The organism is Spirosoma sp. 48-14, assembly GCF_001898575.1.
GTDB lineage: Bacteria > Bacteroidota > Bacteroidia > Cytophagales > Spirosomataceae > Spirosoma.
In genome coordinates this window covers 64,287-83,111 of the sequence record NZ_MKUD01000059.1, presented here as the reverse complement: position 1 = coordinate 83,111, position 18,825 = coordinate 64,287, and the positions used below count along the sequence as shown (strand labels likewise).

General features: G+C 41.1%; 9 protein-coding genes and 1 pseudogene. 5 read left to right on the top strand and 5 right to left on the bottom strand.

Annotation, left to right across the window (positions count from 1 at the left end; translation table 11 throughout):
• Positions 1-64 precede the first annotated feature (64 nt).
• Entirely contained in the window at positions 65-1,312 is a 1,248-nt protein-coding gene (locus BGO59_RS26795; RefSeq protein ID WP_293688813.1) for a replication initiation protein, read from the bottom strand.
• A 974-nt stretch (positions 1,313-2,286) separates the two neighbouring features.
• Here BGO59_RS26795 and BGO59_RS26790 point away from each other — a divergent pair.
• From BGO59_RS26790 to BGO59_RS26780, 3 genes are all read left to right on the top strand, one after another.
• Complete coding sequence (locus tag BGO59_RS26790) at positions 2,287-3,243, top strand: ParA family protein (RefSeq protein WP_293688811.1); 957 nt, start codon at positions 2,287-2,289, stop codon at positions 3,241-3,243.
• 36 nt (positions 3,244-3,279) lie between these two features.
• Complete coding sequence (locus tag BGO59_RS26785) at positions 3,280-4,254, top strand: hypothetical protein (protein ID WP_293688809.1); 975 nt, start codon at positions 3,280-3,282, stop codon at positions 4,252-4,254.
• A 150-nt stretch (positions 4,255-4,404) separates the two neighbouring features.
• Complete coding sequence (locus BGO59_RS26780; protein ID WP_293688807.1) at positions 4,405-5,487, top strand: hypothetical protein; 1,083 nt, start codon at positions 4,405-4,407, stop codon at positions 5,485-5,487.
• An 800-nt stretch (positions 5,488-6,287) separates the two neighbouring features.
• Here BGO59_RS26780 and BGO59_RS26775 read toward each other — a convergent pair.
• The 4 genes from BGO59_RS26775 to BGO59_RS26760 all read right to left on the bottom strand — a co-directional run bounded on the left by BGO59_RS26775 (position 6,288) and on the right by BGO59_RS26760 (position 14,326).
• On the bottom strand, positions 6,288-9,332 hold the full coding sequence (locus tag BGO59_RS26775) for a Tn3 family transposase (protein ID WP_293688805.1): 3,045 nt from the start codon (positions 9,330-9,332) through the stop codon (positions 6,288-6,290).
• A 456-nt stretch (positions 9,333-9,788) separates the two neighbouring features.
• On the bottom strand, positions 9,789-12,029 hold the full coding sequence (locus BGO59_RS26770) for an FG-GAP-like repeat-containing protein (RefSeq protein ID WP_293688803.1): 2,241 nt from the start codon (positions 12,027-12,029) through the stop codon (positions 9,789-9,791).
• A gap of 82 nt (positions 12,030-12,111) precedes the next feature.
• On the bottom strand, positions 12,112-13,314 hold the full coding sequence (locus BGO59_RS26765; protein WP_293688801.1) for a glycosyltransferase family 61 protein: 1,203 nt from the start codon (positions 13,312-13,314) through the stop codon (positions 12,112-12,114).
• Positions 13,315-13,921: 607 nt separating this feature from the next.
• Complete coding sequence (locus tag BGO59_RS26760; protein WP_293688799.1) at positions 13,922-14,326, bottom strand: hypothetical protein; 405 nt, start codon at positions 14,324-14,326, stop codon at positions 13,922-13,924.
• Positions 14,327-14,681: 355 nt separating this feature from the next.
• On the opposite strand from BGO59_RS26760, the gene BGO59_RS26755 reads away from it, so the two are divergent.
• Both BGO59_RS26755 and BGO59_RS26750 read left to right on the top strand, forming a co-directional pair.
• Complete coding sequence (locus BGO59_RS26755; protein WP_293688797.1) at positions 14,682-17,954, top strand: C25 family cysteine peptidase; 3,273 nt, start codon at positions 14,682-14,684, stop codon at positions 17,952-17,954.
• A 678-nt stretch (positions 17,955-18,632) separates the two neighbouring features.
• Positions 18,633-18,825, top strand: a pseudogene (locus tag BGO59_RS26750) (thiol oxidoreductase); the annotation flags it as partial.

Here is an 18,825-nt window from a genome sequence, read left to right as displayed (position 1 = left end):
AAGTATTTAAACGTCTTCATTGGCTATAGCAAACATCAATAAACCTCCTTATATGTAGCTATACTTACTTTAGTTCAGTATAAGTTAATACCTCTTTTCCATTAACTATATCCATATCATATTCTTCCTGACTTAACATCCAGTTTAAATATTCATCAAAGGTGTTGTATTCAGAAAGACCTTTTCCTTGTAAAGTTGTGAATTGTTCTTTTAATACCTCTAAATCAATTACTTCCACATTCTGGGCTTTTGGTGCTGCTTTTGGTGCCTGATAAACAGGTTGTTCAGCTTTCCAGGCTTTAAACTCTTGGTTTAGTTGATCAGTCATTAAAGCTTTATAGATAGCTCCTGCTGATGATTTGATTCGACCATTCTTTTTTGCCTCCTGATAATACTTAATTACAAATCGTAAATAGTCTTCCGTAAGTTGCTCCTGTTGAAAGCGTAGCTTTATCTCATTAAGGGATTTTAAGCTTATCCCTATTTCAGTTAATGTTTGCTGGGTTCCTTCTGGAAGCTTAATCTCATCTTGTGCAATAACAGCTGGCCGTAACAGATAGAAAAGTAGGGAGCCTACAGCCCTCCCCTCTTTGATCTGCTCATATTCAAAAGCCATGTCTGTAATACTCAGCTCATGTTTGGCAATATCTAAAACAAAGCGTTTGAAGTCGGCAAAATTTTGATAGCGTTGTTCCAGGTTCAACGTTTTTTTAAGGGCAGCTAATTCCAGCTTTATTTTATCATTGTGAAAGGCCGAAGATTTGAGGAGCCAATAAAGCCTGTAAGAATAAAAACTCCGAAATCCTAGCAGGGTTTGTATTTCGGCAACAGTGAAGTTACCTTGAAGTTCTAATAGATATGGTTTTACGAAATTGTTGAATTGAGCAATTAGGTATCCTGAGCCCTCCTTGTAACGGCAAGTTGCCATTAGCGGGTTACTAACAATCTCCCGTCTGCCCTGATCATCTCTAGTTTCTACATGAATAACCCGGCTGGCTAATCGAACCACAGCTTCACGTACTTGTGAATATGCCTTCCCTCCTACTTTCTCATCTGGATATAATTCAGAGACAGGAATACGGCATAATACAAAATCTTTGTCCTTTCTATCGATTCTTCCTAGCAGACAAACGAACAAACGTGATTCTAGCAAAGACATTTCATAACGAGCGCGAACTAAGTCGTTATGCTGGGCAACCATATTATCTTGCCGTATCTGGCGAGTCGTAGCCCTCCTATCTGCTTCTAGGAACTCTGAATCGTTGCTGAATAATTCGGTTTGAGAATCGTCAGCCCTAGTACTTTTGGACATATAATATGAGTCTTATTACAAAACTAGAAAAAGCTCCTGAGCCTACAAGCTATCCTTCAATTTGAGGATTTTTTACAATACTACCAAGCATTAGCAGCATTGTTTTGATGAATTGCGAGTAAAAGCCCGTCACTTTGCGAACTACTTAATATCTGAATAAAGAATAAAGGGCTTTACTTAATTCAGGACATGATTAAGCTATAATTTTGACGGTACTTTACTCGCAATAGATTTATTATTCATTTGAATTGCGCCTAAAGGGGTAAAAAAAGCAATCTTTTAACGGTAGTTTCCTCGTAATTCATTGAAAATTATAAGTATTGGCGTACTTCTACTCGCAATATGTAGTTACCCTATACTGCTGAACAGATATAATCTTCAATAGCTTTTAAATCACCACTTTATATAACATTGCTGTTTGGCAATCTTAGAAAAAAAAGGCCTTTCACGGTTATTTCCTCGTAGATACGGATATTTTCTCGCAGTTAACGGTAGTTTCCTCGTAGGTACGGTAGTTTCCTCATAATTAACGGTAGTTTCCTCGCAGTTAGACGGTAGTTTCCTCGTAATTAACGGTAGTTTCCTCGCAGTTAGACGGTAGTTTCCTCGTAATTAACGGTAGTTTCCTCGTAATTAACCCTCATAAATATTTGGTTATCAGGAAGTTACAGCGTCTTTAATTTATTAATAGAGTAAATATTATTAATGCTAAGCTAATTAATTTAATAGCGAGCTATTTTGAAAAATTTCGGAAAAAGAAGTTAGCAGGCAACTTCTATTGTCTTGTAAAAATTAGAAATGTAAAATTCCCGTGACGGTACTTTACTCGTAATTAGACGGGCTTTTACTCATAATTAAGGCATAGATTTAAATTTATTAGTAAATATTCATCCCTATTATAGCATTTAGTCCATATTACTTGACAATAGCTAATATTTGTCCTAATATTAGGACAAATATTAGCTATTGGGCTTATGATCACCAACTCAGACGTACTTACGTTTTTTCATCAGAATCCAGCACTATCAGCTTCGGTTATTGAACAAGAAGCAGGTATACCTACAACTACACTTACAAAGGCCTTGGCAGGTGGGAGGGTTCTTAATGCAAAACACTTAGGATCATTATACCCTATTCTTAAAAAATATGGTTACGTCGATTTTTCAGCCCGTAAGGCAAAAGTGATCTCAATAGCAAATCACAAAGGGGGCGTTGGTAAAACCACAACAACGTTAAACCTTGGAAAGGCACTGTCGATTTTAGGTAATCGAGTATTACTTATTGATTTAGACTCACAAGGCAATCTTTCTCAAGTATTAGGTGTAGAGGAGCCACAAAAGCAGGTAGTTCATTCATTATTAAAAAATGAACCATTGCCGATTGTATCAATCAGTAACAATTTCGATTTATCACCGAGCGATTTAGAATTAGCCAATGCCGATTTGGAATTAGTCCAGGCGGTAGGAGGGGTCAATCAGCTTAAGAATGTAATTTCAGGATTACGATCACAGTATGATTATATTCTAATAGATTGTCCTCCCGCACTTAATATATTCACTAATTCGGCTTTAGTTGCTTCTAATTCGTGCTTAATTACACTTCAGCCGGAGGCATCGGCTATGAAAGGGATTAATAACTTGTTCGAGCGCATTATGCAGGTGCGAGATCGTATTAATCATGAATTAACGGTAGAGGGTATAGTCTTGACCTTAGTCGATAGGCGATTGAATGTACACAGAGATATGCTTAATTATATTCGAGGAGGAGTCTTGACAAATTTCACGGTTTTCAATTCGGAGATTCGGTTAAATGTAGCTCTAAAAGAGTCCCAAATAGCACAGCAGGACATTTTTACTTATGCAAAAGATTCACATGGCGCAGTCGATTACCGAAATTTGGCTTTAGAATTAACCGGGCAACGTGTTGCATAGAATAATCAAAACCGTTCCCTTTATATTGACCTATTCATGGCAAAGAAATATCAATTAGGTTTGGATGCAAAAACAATGATAAAAGATCAAAGTTTGCTGCGTCATGAGGACATTAAACAACATATTGTCGTTTTACCTGAGTTAGCTGCCTATATACCCCCACTGTTACCAGATGAGTATAAGCAGTTAGAGGAAAACATATTACAGAACGGTTGTCGAGAAGCACTTCTTGTATGGGAGACAACAGGCGATAATGTCCCAGATTTAGGAACGACTGCAACTGCCTATATTCTTATTGATGGTCACAATAGATATGCTATTTGTCAGAAACATCATTTAGATTTTAAAGTACATCTAATGAGCTTCCCTTCGCTTGAGCAGGTGAAGTTCTTTATGATTGATAATCAACTGGGTAGGCGAAATTTGGCTCCTGAACAGGTGTCCTATTTGCGAGGCCTCCGGTATTTACGAGAAAAGCAGGAAAAGGGTAAATATAGTAGAGATAATCAAAAGGGTCAGAATGACCTTTATGAGTCAGAGGCCGCAAAAGGAACTCAAAATGATGATCCAGAAATAGGAGGGGAGGGCCAACAAACAACAGCAAATCGCCTTGGGAAGCAGTTTAATGTTAGTGAAAAAACGATTAAACGCGATGCGGCATATGCTCAAGGATTAGAGCTATTAGACCCATCTTTCAAACAGGAAATATTGTCAGGAAAACTAAAAGTAGATAAAGTCTTAGTACAGCAATTGGGAAAGTTGGTTAATCTTTCAATGCCAATTTTGAATCAATTTGAGCTAGAAAAAGCAGTAAATCAAGCCGAGGAGCAACAAAATACAATTACTAAATCCCGCCGAACAGTAAAAAATGAAAAAGCTGGCAAGACCGAAGAGTTGAAACAGCACCTGAGTCAACTAGTTAATAAGCTGAATACAAAGAATGTCGATTTAAACCAAGTCTGCAACGAAATTATAGAATATGCTCGTCAGTTGCAGAAGCAAACTTCATAAATGTATTTTTAACCCTAAAATAGGGGAGTAGCCGACATTAGTATGAAATGTTCCATGAAATAATTTTCATGAGCTAACCGGCCTATAAAGATTGCAACTACCAATATATAAAAGTCATTTTATCTTAGCGTATAATCTTCCTTGACAACCATGCTTTCAAGAGATAACGTTATCAATTGGGCCAATGGGTATGACTTACTAACTTATCCTGACAAAGTTTATCGAGAACTTCTTCTATACATTCACAATCATGCGGAGAAATTTATTGTGCTTGGAGCATGGAAAACCGGTAGTCTACGGCAACAAGAACAACGCGTAATATATACTGACAAAACAGGCACTCGTTACGGTGTAACTGCAAGATGGGATAATCATACGCCAGTTGGAAAGCATAACTGGGAATACATTAATGAACATATCGATGATATCGTTAGTAAAATTCCAATTGAATTTCCCACAACTGAACCTGAAATAGTAAAATATCTTCGCAATCGAAAGGGTTTCGGTTTTATATGGACACTCTTTGTTATGCATTGCGTCTATCCTGATATTTATCCTCTCTACGACCAGCATGTTTACCGAGCATATATTTACGTAACGACAAACGGGAAAGAGTTACCTAGAATTGCGTCTAACCAGTGGAGTGATTATTTACACTTTCGCAATTTCTTTAATGAAGAAAAAACTTTAACAGGCCTTGAAAGTATTATTTTAGACCGTGGTTTATGGACATATGGTAAGTCTTTGAAACAGAAACATATGCCCTCAAAAATGCCACAGCAGATATCAACTGATCTAGCAGAAACATATGATGATGATTATCATCATATGTTTACACTTGGAAAACCTAAGCCATTCGATTGGACTTTTGATGGAAACGAACTTCGTATTTTACGCACATTTGATGGTAAAACTGATCCGGTTTTAACAACATTTTCGACCTACGAACTTGATATTCTTCAAGCGTTCATGCGGGAAAGAAATGAGTTTGTTCCACTTGATAACAACGTCGCTAACATGCAAGAAATCGTCCCTAATATCAAGATGGGTATCGGTAGATTTATTATGCAAAAGTTAAATCGAAAGAATGTCGATGCGCAAGCGAGTAGTCAACTCGTTGCCCTTTTTACAGTTGCTGGCGTGTGGGAGTGGAACGGTTTGCGTAATGGAATGCAATTCCGTTACATTAATGGGATTGACTTCGTAAAACAGCTTGAGAGATTGTTCATATAGGTTTCAACTATCAATGAGTGCCAAAATGAAAATATCTCCTATTCGTACGAATGTTGGTCACCATCAGAATACAGTAGTTATAAACTACCAAAATGCTAATTGTTAGGATATTTAAAGAGTTTTTTAGTAAATAATCGGTTTATTATTAGTAACCTATAGGCTATATTTTATTTATCAATACTATTATTTAGTAATAATTATAACTAGCACGTTTTAGCTTGTAGTTGAGTTAAGAACACCACCATGAACTTGTTTTTCTCATTCTAGAAAAGGCAATATTGGTGTGATTTTAGTAAATAGTCCCCCTTTTCTTGAAAAGAATACGTAGAAAAGGGGGGGAGAATGGGTATTATATGCAAAATTCAAACTCGTCTTGCATAAAAACTTAGAACTCCACTTAAAACTTGTAATAGCACCCCCTAAAACTTGTTTTTGATAGCATAACTTACTAATTATTAGTAAGTTATGCTATGTACAGTCAAAATTTTTGTTTTGATATTATTAAATAGAAAGAGAGGAGGGAAACTTTTTTCCATATAGTGTTTATATGTACCCATTATTGGCGTTTAAATTGACAAGAAGTAACTAATTTTATCCTTTTAAATAGCAAAATTATAGTTTTGTGCTAGTAAAGAAACGGATTTATTCTTACTAATATCCTCATTATTAGGGTTTGCAGCAAGTTTCGGGTAAAATCCCAATGAAATACAGCTAAATAATTGATATTCAATAGTTTGTAATATAAATTATAGGAATAGTCCGAAGTTTAACTTTGTAAATAGTTCCAAGCCCTATTTCACCTAAAAAGAGAAAATTGCATCTAAAGTTTGTTCTAAAGGGTCCCTTATTGAATCTTCTTCAAAATTAAATTCTCCATGAAAATTGATATGTTGCCATGCAACTGGAGAACTTCGAGGTATAATGCGCATTAATACCTTGCGCTCACTTTCATTAGCCTGTAATAATAGGCGGCTTAGGTACAAATAATTCCAACAGATAATTGAATTTGTAATAAGTCGCTTACAACCTTCCATCGTCTGGAGTTCCTCCTGATTGGCGTAATTTAAAACGCCATTATTTCCATAAGCTACCACTCGACTCAGGGCTTGTGCACTTTCCATCTTTTCCTGTTGCCGATGAATTTGATGCCGAAGTTCCTCCTCATCGATGTAACGGAGCAAAAACTCGGTGCGGACCAGTTTGCCTAATTCTGAAAGAGCACGGTATAACGGATTATGTACAGCATATGAATTCAACCGTTTCATCACCAATGAAGCCAGATTATGTTTCAATTTAAACGTAACCAGGAGTTTTAGAATACGATCCCATTGTACCTCAATCAATCGTTCATCGACAGGTGGACCAATCGTACAACCAATTTGTTCTAAAGGATTCATGTCCAAATTATCCATGGAGTACATTAATTTTTGAGATACATGACTCATTCTTGGTTGAAAATCAATGCCAAGTAAATAGGAAACGGCAAAAATTGGTTCGGTTGCCCCGTGAGAGTCCGTTGTATGAACCGATGAGCGGATTACATCATTATGAAGCAGGCCATCTATCACATACCAGGCTTCTCGGTCAGAGGCTGAAAATACAGTTGAGTAAAATAAATTATGAACATTGTTGATAAAACTATAAATCGTAATGCCTTTATCTTTTCCGAAATATTTTCCGGAATAGGTACTATGAATTGAATTGAAAATAACTTTAAATTTTTGACCATCGCTTGCGGTGCGCTGATCGGAATCGAGGTGTGGAATTAGCCCAGACCGGCTTATACGCTCAATTAAGCTACTGACTTGATTATTGGCTTGTACTAAATTTGCCGAGTTAAAATAATTGCGTACCGTGGTTTCCAACGAAGACGCTGAAATATTTTTAGACGCTTTGGCTAGTCTATCCGTCGTCAAATTGCAGCCTAAGCTCATAATAGCGGCAAAACATAACGAAGTGGATGGCTTCTGGGGACCGTGACGACTGCGAGCCGACTCAAAACAATTCAGAAAGTCACAGCTTCGATTGACCGTTTCTAAAATCTCAAATAGGGAAATGATCCGGTCTTGAGGAAACAAGTCAATATCGGCGTCCTCAAGCTCTGCCAGAGTAGGCGTGGTTATGCGCCAGGAATTGTTTCGTCGTTTTTCAAAATATTGATTCTTCCCGGATTGTATTCGATCGGTTGTTACCCTTAGTTGCTTTTTCAGTTTAAGGGCAAAGCGTTCACGGACAGTAGACCAGTGGGTCAAATGGGACATATTTGCCTGCTGTAACAAATCCGATTTTCGGTTTTGCCATTGCTGCTCATCGATCAGGTAAGCATCGATTGATCTGTGTTGATGTGACGTTGGAACATAAACTAACCCATTCTTTAAGCCTCGCATCAATTGACGAGCCAGCAAGGCTTTGTAAAGACTTACCCGTAATTTACCTTTCTGATTTTTAATTACTGATCGAATCCTTACTGGTAAAAAATCGATTGGCGCATTTTCGCCCAATTGTCCCTGATGCTTCTGAAAATAGAGGAGGGCTTCTTTTAAAGGAGTTGCATGAGCCTCCACCTGAAATTCTACATGGCGCATGATATCACCAACCCGTGCCTGTAGTTTCAGCGATTCAGCTTCCACACGTTCCAAATAATCTATATCCTTTACCTGATCATTGAGTTGCTCAAACAGGTCTTCTACATAGGGTAGTTGCTGAAGAAATAATTGGGTTGCTGGCTGATCCCTATCAGATAAGGCATCAATAAATGAAAACAGAACATCAGTTGTTTTCTCCTGGCGGCTCTGTATCAATTTGGCCTGCTGAATATAGCAAAGTAAGATTGTTCGAAGTTGCTCTAAGTTCTGCTGGTAATTGGATAATCGATGCTGTTCCCGTTTACGATCGCATTGATGAATATGTTCTTGAACAGCTGTTGCGAAAGTTTTTATCAAAACGTCACTGACATAAAAATATTGATATTCAATAAAACAGAGGAGATAGAGTTCTCTATTTTTCCAAAGCTTAACCTGCCAGGCCCTACCTCGCATGAGCTGGAGGGCATATGTTTCAACGAGTCCTTCTGGCAGATTAAGTGCCTGCATTACAGGCTGGCATTGGTAATAAAGGTCTTTCAAGTGCCGTAACTGAACAGCGTTCTGACGGATCGCCCGAATAGTCAGTAATTCATCGGTATCCCGAAGCTGGGTTAACAGTAAAGGAGAGTTAGTCGGTGTAACCCCATCTTCTGAAGGAAGTTGATCCAATAAATCATTGAGAAGTTTTTTTTGATGAGGTTGCAGGTAAGTGTTTAACTTCACCTCGATTGAAGCCTGGAAGTGATTAACTGATTTATGAATTAAAACCGCTAGTTTAGAATAGGATGGAATTTCCCATCGGTGGCTGCGGAGATACTCACAAAGGCTACCAAACGCAACCTGTAACGGGAGCCCTTTTTCGATTAATCGATCAGATTCCTGTTGACAATGCAACTGAATCCTACCTCGAAAGGGTTCGGCTCCACAAAAGCTTAGAATCAACTGGCGGTGATAACGCATCGTTGAATCGGTATAGTCCTGAATCCGGATTGGCATCTCTGTAAACTGGAGTCGGCTAATCACAAAGGCCCAATCTTTTGCTCGAAATGTATTTCGGGTAAAAAAACGAGAGGCTAGCTTAAAATACCCCAGCTGGAGTAAAAAGCCCACTTGGTTCACAGGTGTTTCTAACTGTCGTAAAACAGGTCTTAATACTTCGTCTACACTAAAACTAATCTTTCGTTGAGTATAATTCAACAGGGGAGGATTTTCAAACTCCTGCTGAAGAGCCTTATCTAATACTGAACGTATTGTTGGCATAGTGACTTCCTATTTAGAAAGTTTTCAGAATTGTAAAATCAAGGCAACTCTACCCAATGAATGATCCGTCGTTAACTCATCCAGCGAGTTTATACAGTAGAATTTGACAATCGATATAAATAGCTCCTTCAAGCAATTCGGGATTGAACTCGATTAATCTGTCCAAAAACGATTTGCTATTACGACTCACCTTGACCCACACCTGAAACTGTTTTAAATAATTTTGGGCCTAACCAAACAAATAGGCGGAAGGCCGCTGCCGCCGGGCACGGTACGCCGTCGCGGGACGCTTCGGCAAATTTCCGACATGTACTCTTTTGCTGAATAAAACCTGTTTAGTAGTAAAGAAAAGAGTGCAAGGGAAATCAAACGTCCTTTTAGTTTGATCAATTAGTTTAAGACAATGAAATGCAGAGAATCTCTGCTTAGATGGACGGATTGAATACACTCATTTAGTTAATTTGATTGTATAAGCACTTTCTGGATTTGTGTAGCATGATTATTGCTCGATAGTCGCAACATATATATACCGTCAATAAGTCCTTTTAGATCAACTGTGGTTTCAATACTAGCATTTACATCCTGAACTACTAACATCCTCTGGCCAGTTAGCGAAAATATTTCCAAACATCCCGAATAAGGAGGTTTAACAGTTATAAACCGATCCGTCGGATTTGGGAATGCCCAGGGGCCTATTCTTTCCTCTGGAAGGTCAGTGACGAGAATTTTTTGAGATGTGTTTTTAAAGTATCGTACCCCTCCAGCCACACTACCAACCATTAAATCGGGCAACTGATCCCCATCCAAATCAGCTACTGTGGCAATCAAGCCTTTACCTGGAGGGAGTAATGAGGGCAATGAGTCTAGCAACGTCAGGGATTGATTTACCGTTTCCGGGAATTGGTAAATTCGAATACGGCCATTGGTGGATGCCGCAATAAGTTCATTCTTCCGATCACCGTTAAGATCAGCAATTACCAGTGACCGTGCCCGATCGTAATAGGAATTATCGTTTGTAAATCCCCCAAAATTTTGATTCTGTAGCAGTAGAACCGGATTCGTAGTGGTACCCGTATTCCGATAGTATTGAATCGTGCCATCATTTTTTCCTACCAATAGATCCACCTTACCATCCCGGTCTACATCAAATAGAGTTATACGCTCCCCCGGAATCATCTGCCCTCCTGGATTAGGCCATCGTGTAACGTTCGTTGACTTATAGTCAGCCGCTGAACCTTTCGGTGCGGCATTCAGAAAAACTCGAATTTCAGCACTTCTGCCTGTTCCTGTCACTACAAGGTCAACGCTACCATTTCCGTCAACATCCGTAAACGAAGGAACAACATCGCTTAATCCCAGGCTATGTGTTAAGCCCAGGTAATCGGTCGTCACGAGTGTAAACGCTGGACGCTGGATCGTCCCTATATTGTCAAAATGCCAGAGTCCCGCCCGATATGTTGTTCCTGAACGGATGCCACTGTAGCCAATCAATAAATCCTGGTCCCCGTCCCCGTCCAGATCAGCAAGAGCTGGTGCTGCGCTTTCACCTAAATCAAGCATCGTATCCTGAAGAAAATCTTTCTGCACTAATCGAAAACTGGGTAACTGATTCGTACCAACGTTTCGATAGAACCAACCGGATGCCCTAAAGTCGTAGGCGTAGTTTTCGTTCATGTCACTGAAGGTGGAGGCTAGTAAATCTTTAATACCGTCCCCATCCACATCTTCCCAGAACGTGGCTGCGTAGGCCGGAAAATTGACTGGGTTCTGAGCGGGATATAGACTGTCGAAAGCAGTAAAATTCGCGTTTTCATCGTTGGTTCCCGAGTTATATAAGACGGCAATGTTGGTACAGGATACAAATCCGAACAACATATCTTTCTTTCCATCCCCATTCACATCCAGTATAGTCATTGTGTTGCCAGCGTGCTTAACCCTCGATCCTCTTTCACTCGGTTTTGATAGAATGGTGGAACCATCACACTGAATGCCAAACGTAAAATCGTTGCAGAACTCTTTTAAGAAATGGCCCCATAGCTGGCAACTGGTTCGCAGAAAATCCAGACCCTCCTTTTTTCCCGTTCGTTCAACGCTCATGTTCTGGTGGTAATCAATCAAATTGCCCGTTGGATCAAACGACAGAATGTCAACGTCCCCATCCCCGTCATAATCGAGAATAGCCGGTAAATCCGTAGATCCAGTATAGAGTATCTGGCTGCCCGCAAAACCTATGGTCATAATCGGATCAGCCGTTAGCTGGAAGGATATTAAACCGTTTTGCAGGACATTTCGATAGGCTCGGGTGGCACCTCCGCCTAACGTAAACAGATCCTTTCGTCCATCGCCATCATAATCAACCATGATTAACCAGCTAGAAATGGCAGGAAATAGACTTTCATACTCGGGCGCATATTGCCAGACCACTCCATTACCAGTAGGATTTTCAGTAGCCAGGAAGGTAGTGACTTTACTAGTTGTTCGATCAAAAACAACCAGATCATCGCGTGTATCATCGTTTAGGCGTACAGTTGCGTATTGAGTTGCATTCAAGCCCCCGACCCAGGGATTACGCAAATTCCTTCCATTCACCCAAACAGTTGGACTAAGATCATATTGAAAACCAAAGGCAGGTGAGGCAGATTGTGCGACACTGACCCCTGGAATCATTAAAAAACAAAGAAAAAAAAACACTTTCATACCTGATTTGGCGGTTTCGTGCGTACGCGGTGAGTAGGTGAATAGTGTAGTCACCTACTCACCGCAGATAAAAAAGTATGAATCAACCGTGTCGCCAGCGGCCCGAGGAAACATCCTGGCTCAATCGATTCGTAGTGAACAAGGAAACTAATCCCCGCTCTAACTCATCCACTGATACCAGTATATCTGCATCCATTTGACTCATTGGATTAGCAGTCAATCTCCCATAGCAATAAGCGGAATAGGTTAATCCCATAATGTGGGCGATATATCGAAAATAATCAGGGCGGTAAGCCGGGGAAAATAACTCAATCAGATGTGTACCTGGCTCGCAGAATATGCAATTCGTGAACGAAGCGCCATGAGGCCCTATAATTACTGAGGCATTTTTATACAAACTTACCTGTTGACGAATTGTACGTGGCTTATCGTCAATAATGGTAAACTCATATTTTTTTAGCATTGCCAGCAGTTCTGGTTCGTTTCGGACTCTTCGCCTGCCTGATCGTCTGATGTAAAGTCGATCACGTGTCTCCACTTTAGGTAGGAGGACCTGTTCCAAATGTGACTTCAACAAAACAATATCGGCTCGGTTTGGATAGTACCAGTGACCACTACTGCCGATCAGACAATTTTGAAAATTAACATCGTAAACGCGGCTATCTAAAATCCGCTGGGGATGAAAGCCCAGTAACCCTAAAAACTCGTGTTCATAGGTAGTATGCAGAAGTGGATAGGCAACAACTGTCTCCTGAAATTGCAGCGGGGAGAGCCCCTGTTTCAGGCGGCAGATTTTACTGGCAATGCCCAGCACAAAATCATAATACCCTCTAAATTGGATGCCATCCATATAATGACTCCAGGGTGCGATCAGTGTGTTGGCTGATACAGGTAGGCGTTTCGACCGGGATAAGATACTATGGACTAAACGCTGACTGCCCCGATAATCCGTCTCCAAGATTTTAGTATCAATCAATATACTCCCATTGCTTAGTTGAGTTGCCCGTCTCTCAGTGTTAGTCAATTTCCAGATTTTACTCTCGACCACGCTAGCCTCCGTTTCCTTAAAAACATTCTGCTCGGGTTTTCCAAAATCAACTATAGCCGGTAAGGAAAGCGGATTGGCTGGAACCGTGTAGACCTGAAAGGGCTGTAGAAAATTTTCTGTATCAGCTCGGTTTAAGACATCAAAACCCATCCATTTAAGGAGGGGTTTTGATAGCTTTTTTCCCCGGTAAATGAGCCGTCGAACCAGGGTTTGAATGGGATGTATAAGGAAAAGCATGAATGCACAATTGTAAGTTGGGGATGAAATTTGTTTGAGGAGTGACTCGCGAATTCTGGATCACCTTGGCAGAAAATTTCCCTCCTGGATATAGCCATCTATGTCAAACGACCATCCGACACATGTTACCTACCTGAATGTACGAAGAGGAATAACTTAGTTTAGGGCATAGCCTCAACCATTGGAATCCTGTCCGAATCCATCGGCAAATTGGTGGAATTGAACGCTTTCCAATCCGAGCAAATTGTAATTAACCTTACCCTATTTAGTTTTTCTAGGAAGAAAATTCGGATTGCTGTGTTGATAAGTCCATTACGCCAGAATGTCGCATGCGATTTGCCCGTCAGCCAATAGAAGAATTGGTACGCCTGGTTACTCTTTGATCAGAGTGAATACACCAGCCTCCAGACGCAGATGGAGTGTGTACGGTTTAATTATACCAATCATCGTTGTACGACTTTACAAAGTCTATACGTACCGGATGATGAACCCTGGAGCGCTAGGAACTAAACTTACCCAGCCCTTGATCACTACAACCTGATGAGCTAGGGAATAGCGCAACACCCCTGGACCATTGAATGGTACACGGAGGACTAGCAAGGGGAAGTTAACTTAATTGAGGTGGTTGCCAAACGCAACGAAACGGTTCCTGCTCACTGGGCAAAATATAGGGATAATGGCCCGCTAGGGCTGGCTGAAGGGGTAAAAAAAAGGAAGGATAGATGGGGCTATCATTATTATGCCCAAGGGTAAGCCATTCTCCACCTACTGGTTTACTGGTTTCTGTAAAAGGAATATCCTGATGATCGGCTGTTTGAGGATCTGGATTACTTAAATTCCAGTAATGCTCCCAAAGAGTTGCCAGCAAGGATGTATTTAAATCAGGCGATCGATGCCCTTGACAATGGCGATAGAATGCCGGGACTTTTACCCACTCCTTCCACTCATTTCCTGGAAAAAGTGTCACTAAGAGCAGCGAAAAGCAAATAGTTGAGTGGAATAAGCGTCCCATACTGGCAAATGTACGACATTCGTTGAACTTACATTCTTTCCTATTTAAACACTATAACGCCCCACCTCCCTTCAAGGCTTACCGTTGTATGTGGGGCGACGGGACAAACCTGAAAGTATGAACTTTTAGTTACCTGTACACGAATCTCTGGGTATTAACGTTGCCAGTATGTATTTCTGATACATAAACTCCCTTATTAATTCTTTTGAGGCTGTTTTACTTGAGAAGTGCCCTCGCGGTATCCGGAACCTGTATCTCACAGGGTGAATAGGTTTCATTGATATTCCTTGCCAATACGTCAAACCCATATCATTTGGGTATATAATCTTCTGTTCAATTATAGGTCTCGGATCGCATGAAAAAATGTGTAGCTCTCGCTATTTTTTTACTGTTTGCTGTCTTACTTCATGCCCAGAATCGATTTGGGAACGAATGGATAAAGCCTGGGCAACAGTACCTCAAGTTCACCATTAAAAAACCGAGTGTGTATCGAGTATCCTATCAGGATATTGAGCGGGTAAATGCTGCCATACTTCAGACGAACCCTTCCCATTTACAACTTTTTTTCAGGGGGCAGGAAATAGCCATCCATATGGTTGGCCAGGAAGACGGCGAATTCAACCCAGACGATTATATCGAATTTTATGCAGAAGGAAACGACGGAAGTCTGGATTCGCTGGTGTATAGACCTCAAAAGCGTTTACATCCCTACCAAACCTTGTTTTCAGACGAGGCTTATTATTTCTTAACGAGTAACCCAGCGCAATTGGGTAACCGTATCCCTATGTTGAATCTAGCCTCGCAGGGCTTGAAACCCGAGCCCTTTCATATAGAGGAAAGCGTTCAGGCATTTACTAGTGACTATACATTCAATAACCTGAAAGGGCTAGAACCCTACATCCAGCAAAGCTACTATGAACCCGGAGAAGGCTGGTCGGGTTCCTTATTGACTGCCGATTCAATTGGACGCGTTCGCCTGGTTTTAACCAACAGAGCTCTTCTCAATTCGCCTATTACGATCGAGGGCATGGTTAATGGACGCGACAATTCAGAACACACCGTTCAGGTTTACAGGGATTCCAATGGAGGATCACCGGTCACAACGCTATCCTTTTACGCGTTTAGCAGCCGGACGTTCCAACTTGGGATTACCCCAACGTCCATTCAGAATGAGACCATTGATCTTCAATTCAGGCCGGATAAACCTGCCGGATTTTATACCACTTCTAATTTTTCCATTACGTATGTAAAACTGACGTATCCCCAGCGGATAGACATGTTGGGACTACGCTCGAAAGTGTTTCGAATACCGGCCAATTCGATGGGGAAGGCGCTCATAGCCATTGAGAACGCTCCGGCCAACGCGGTTGTCTATGATATTACCGATAAGGCAACCTGCCGGCGCATGGCCATTGAATCTGTAGGTGGTCAACAGCAAGTGACAATTGATGGACTGATAGGTACTCGCCAACTTTTAGTGAGTGATGAGGTTGCCAAACCGTCTGCCATTCAGTCGGTGAACTTCGCATCAGCATTTCCTAAAGACATAACTTATCTGCTGATTACGCATACTACGCTCAAACCGTCAGCTACTGCGTATGCGGCTTATCGCTCGTCCATGCCAGGGGGAAGTTATAAAACGTTTATCGTTGAAGCCGATTCGTTATATGATCAGTTTAATTATGGGGAAAAAGGGCCTTTAGCGATTCGCCGATTTACCGACTTCATTCAGAGCCAGTCTCCCGTTACCAATTTATTACTGGTGGGAAGGGCGTGTAGTTACCCTTACCTCATAAAAACAACCAAAGAGGATCTTGTACCAACCTATGGCTATCCAGGTTCGGACATCCTACTTACCGCTGGGCTGCATGGGCAATCAATGAACACACCTTCGATCCCAACTGGGCGTTTGAACGTAACAACCAATGAACAGGTCATGACCTACCTGGAGAAGATCAAGCAATATGAACATGCACAACCGAATGGAGTATGGCGGAAACACATCATTCATATAAGCGGGGGGAAAACACCTGGAGAAGCGGAAAGTTTACGGTCAGCACTCGCTAAGCTGGGAGATGTGTTCCAAAACGGTACCCTGGGCGGTCAGGTTAGTGCCTTCAGCAAGAAAAATGCCTTTCAGGAAGTTGAAGACATAACGATCGCCCCCCTGGTAAATGATGGGGTTGGTCTTATTACGTTTTTCGGTCACTCGGGTCCGGCCATCACCGATATGAATTTTGGGTTTGCGTCACCAATTCAGAACGGGTATCGAAATAAAGCGTACCCCTTCATGGTCTTTAATGGATGTGGTGTCGGTGAAATTTTTTCCACCTTCAACACCTTATCAACCGATTGGTTACTAACACCAGACAAAGGATCAGCCCTAATATTAGCCCATTCCTACCTGAGTTTTGAACAACCAATGACCAACTATTTAAACAAATTGTATGCTCTGCTTTACAACGACCCAGCCACGTTAGGCAGTCCATTTGGGGAAGTTCAGCAACAGGTGATTGCAGAAATGGATCAGAAAGATATCAATGCCTACGATGTTTCTGTTACGTTAGAGATGTTACTTCAGGGTGATCCTGCCTTACGTATTTACCCATTACTCAACCCCGATTATGCCGTCGACCCAAACGGTATTTACATACAGTCGTTGGTGGCCGGTAGTACCCTTAAAACAAGCGACTCTATTCAGGTCGTTATTCCAAGTGTTAATCTAGGCAGATTTGTGGATGGTCAATCGATTTCCATAGCCATAACGCACACCAATGGATTCGGTGCCAAAACGACCAGCTTACGGGCTGCGGCCTATCGATATCGTGATACGTTGATCTATACAATCCCAAGGGATGAAACGCTAAAGAAGATAGAGGTGGTAATTGATCCGGGCAATCAGGTCAGCGAACTCGATGAGACAAATAATAAGGCATCGTTGGAAATTGACTGGGCCGATGCTGAAGGCAGTAGTAGTTACCCGGTCAATCGCTTGCCGGATTTAGTGAGCCCCACGCTCAATGTATTTATCAATGGCTCAATTAAAGAAAACAAATCGATAGTTGGTACGAATTCGACCATCGATTTGTATTTGCTGGATGAGAACCCGTTAGCTCCCCAGGACACGAGTTCCATTGAAATTTATCTAAAACGTTGCGAGAACTGTGACCAGGAAAAAATTCCTGCCCAATCGCTGGCAATTAGGTCGTTATCAGCCAATCAATTACACATAAAGGCCAATCTGGTACTTAAGCCAGACACAAATTATGAACTTGTTATTGTGGGTAAGGATGCTGCGGGAAATCGGACGCAACCTCCCTATATGCTCACTATTAACACTCAACAATCGAATGAACCAATTGTAGTAAAAACCTATCCTAACCCAGCCACAACCTATACCAAATTTGAAGTAACCTGTTCCGGAGAAAATTTACCAGCTGAAGCCCGATTGATGATTTTCAACCAAAGGGGCAACCGAATTCTGGAAACGATTATTCCGGTATTAATCGGCAAGAATATATTCCTTTGGCAAGGTGCACAACCGGGCTTATATCCGTATGCAATTCAACTAAACTGGAATGACGGTCGACGGGAAATCATCAATGGAAAAGTAATCTGGCAACCATAACCCTACGTTGTACCGTCTGGTTTGGGGTGATTTTCCATGAAAATGCCTCCTGAAAATTTCAATTAGCCAACAAGTATTCTAAAGGCTGAGTGATATACCCTCGTACCGTCATTATAAATTAAATCATTCCCATTATAATTTTAATATCTTTGAATCAGCCTGTGATCCCTTGATGAATAGCGAGATACGGCGTTTGTGAATGATCGACTGGTTATGCTTACATCGTGAACGCTTAGCCCGAGCGCTGTTTGGCCTATTTTTGGTCATCCAGTGCAGTGCTATTGTTTTTCGACATGCACATCGTCTATCAAATGGAACTATTGTCGTCCATACACACCCCTACAATCCGTTTTGCAAAGGGCCTTTTCAGCCAAATGAACATACGTCTAACGAGCTTTATTGGCTAGCGGCAACGGCAAACCTTCCCTACGAGGATACACCTATTTTTCAATTTGTCTTTGCCGTTCCTTTTACGTACGTAACGCCTGTTTTCCGACAACCTCGTCAGAACACCATCACGTTACCATTCTTCTGTTACGGACAGCGTGGACCGCCGTCTCGACTTCCTTTCTTGATTTAAGCACTTCTGTTCTAAAAGGTTATGCAGCACAATGACTTGCTTTTCAGCAAGCCCTCTGGACTGCGTTTACCCCTTTCATATCCTTATTATATCCAATTATGAAGAAGATATCCTTCGTATATCTGGTCCTATCTGTATGCCTATTCTGCATTGTGGCCTGTAATTCATTCCTCCCAAATGCTCAACTTGATCAAGATTTACTCGATGGGCCGATCGGGGAGCTTACACCTGAACAAAATCTCCAATTTCTACGGGGCGACCGGGCTTTCAATGATGAGATCTTTACGATCT

What these genes read in the sequence shown, in the direction of transcription:
- BGO59_RS26760 (WP_293688799.1), bottom strand. Translation starts at nt 14,326, where the DNA reads ATGGGACGCTTATTCCACTCAACTATTTGCTTTTCGCTGCTCTTAGTG.
- BGO59_RS26790 (WP_293688811.1), top strand. Translation starts at nt 2,287, where the DNA reads ATGATCACCAACTCAGACGTACTTACGTTTTTTCATCAGAATCCAGCA.
- BGO59_RS26755 (WP_293688797.1), top strand. Translation starts at nt 14,682, where the DNA reads ATGAAAAAATGTGTAGCTCTCGCTATTTTTTTACTGTTTGCTGTCTTA.
- BGO59_RS26780 (WP_293688807.1), top strand. Translation starts at nt 4,405, where the DNA reads ATGCTTTCAAGAGATAACGTTATCAATTGGGCCAATGGGTATGACTTA.
- BGO59_RS26765 (WP_293688801.1), bottom strand. Translation starts at nt 13,314, where the DNA reads ATGCTTTTCCTTATACATCCCATTCAAACCCTGGTTCGACGGCTCATT.
- BGO59_RS26795 (WP_293688813.1), bottom strand. Translation starts at nt 1,312, where the DNA reads ATGTCCAAAAGTACTAGGGCTGACGATTCTCAAACCGAATTATTCAGC.
- BGO59_RS26785 (WP_293688809.1), top strand. Translation starts at nt 3,280, where the DNA reads ATGGCAAAGAAATATCAATTAGGTTTGGATGCAAAAACAATGATAAAA.
- BGO59_RS26770 (WP_293688803.1), bottom strand. Translation starts at nt 12,029, where the DNA reads ATGAAAGTGTTTTTTTTTCTTTGTTTTTTAATGATTCCAGGGGTCAGT.
- BGO59_RS26775 (WP_293688805.1), bottom strand. Translation starts at nt 9,332, where the DNA reads ATGCCAACAATACGTTCAGTATTAGATAAGGCTCTTCAGCAGGAGTTT.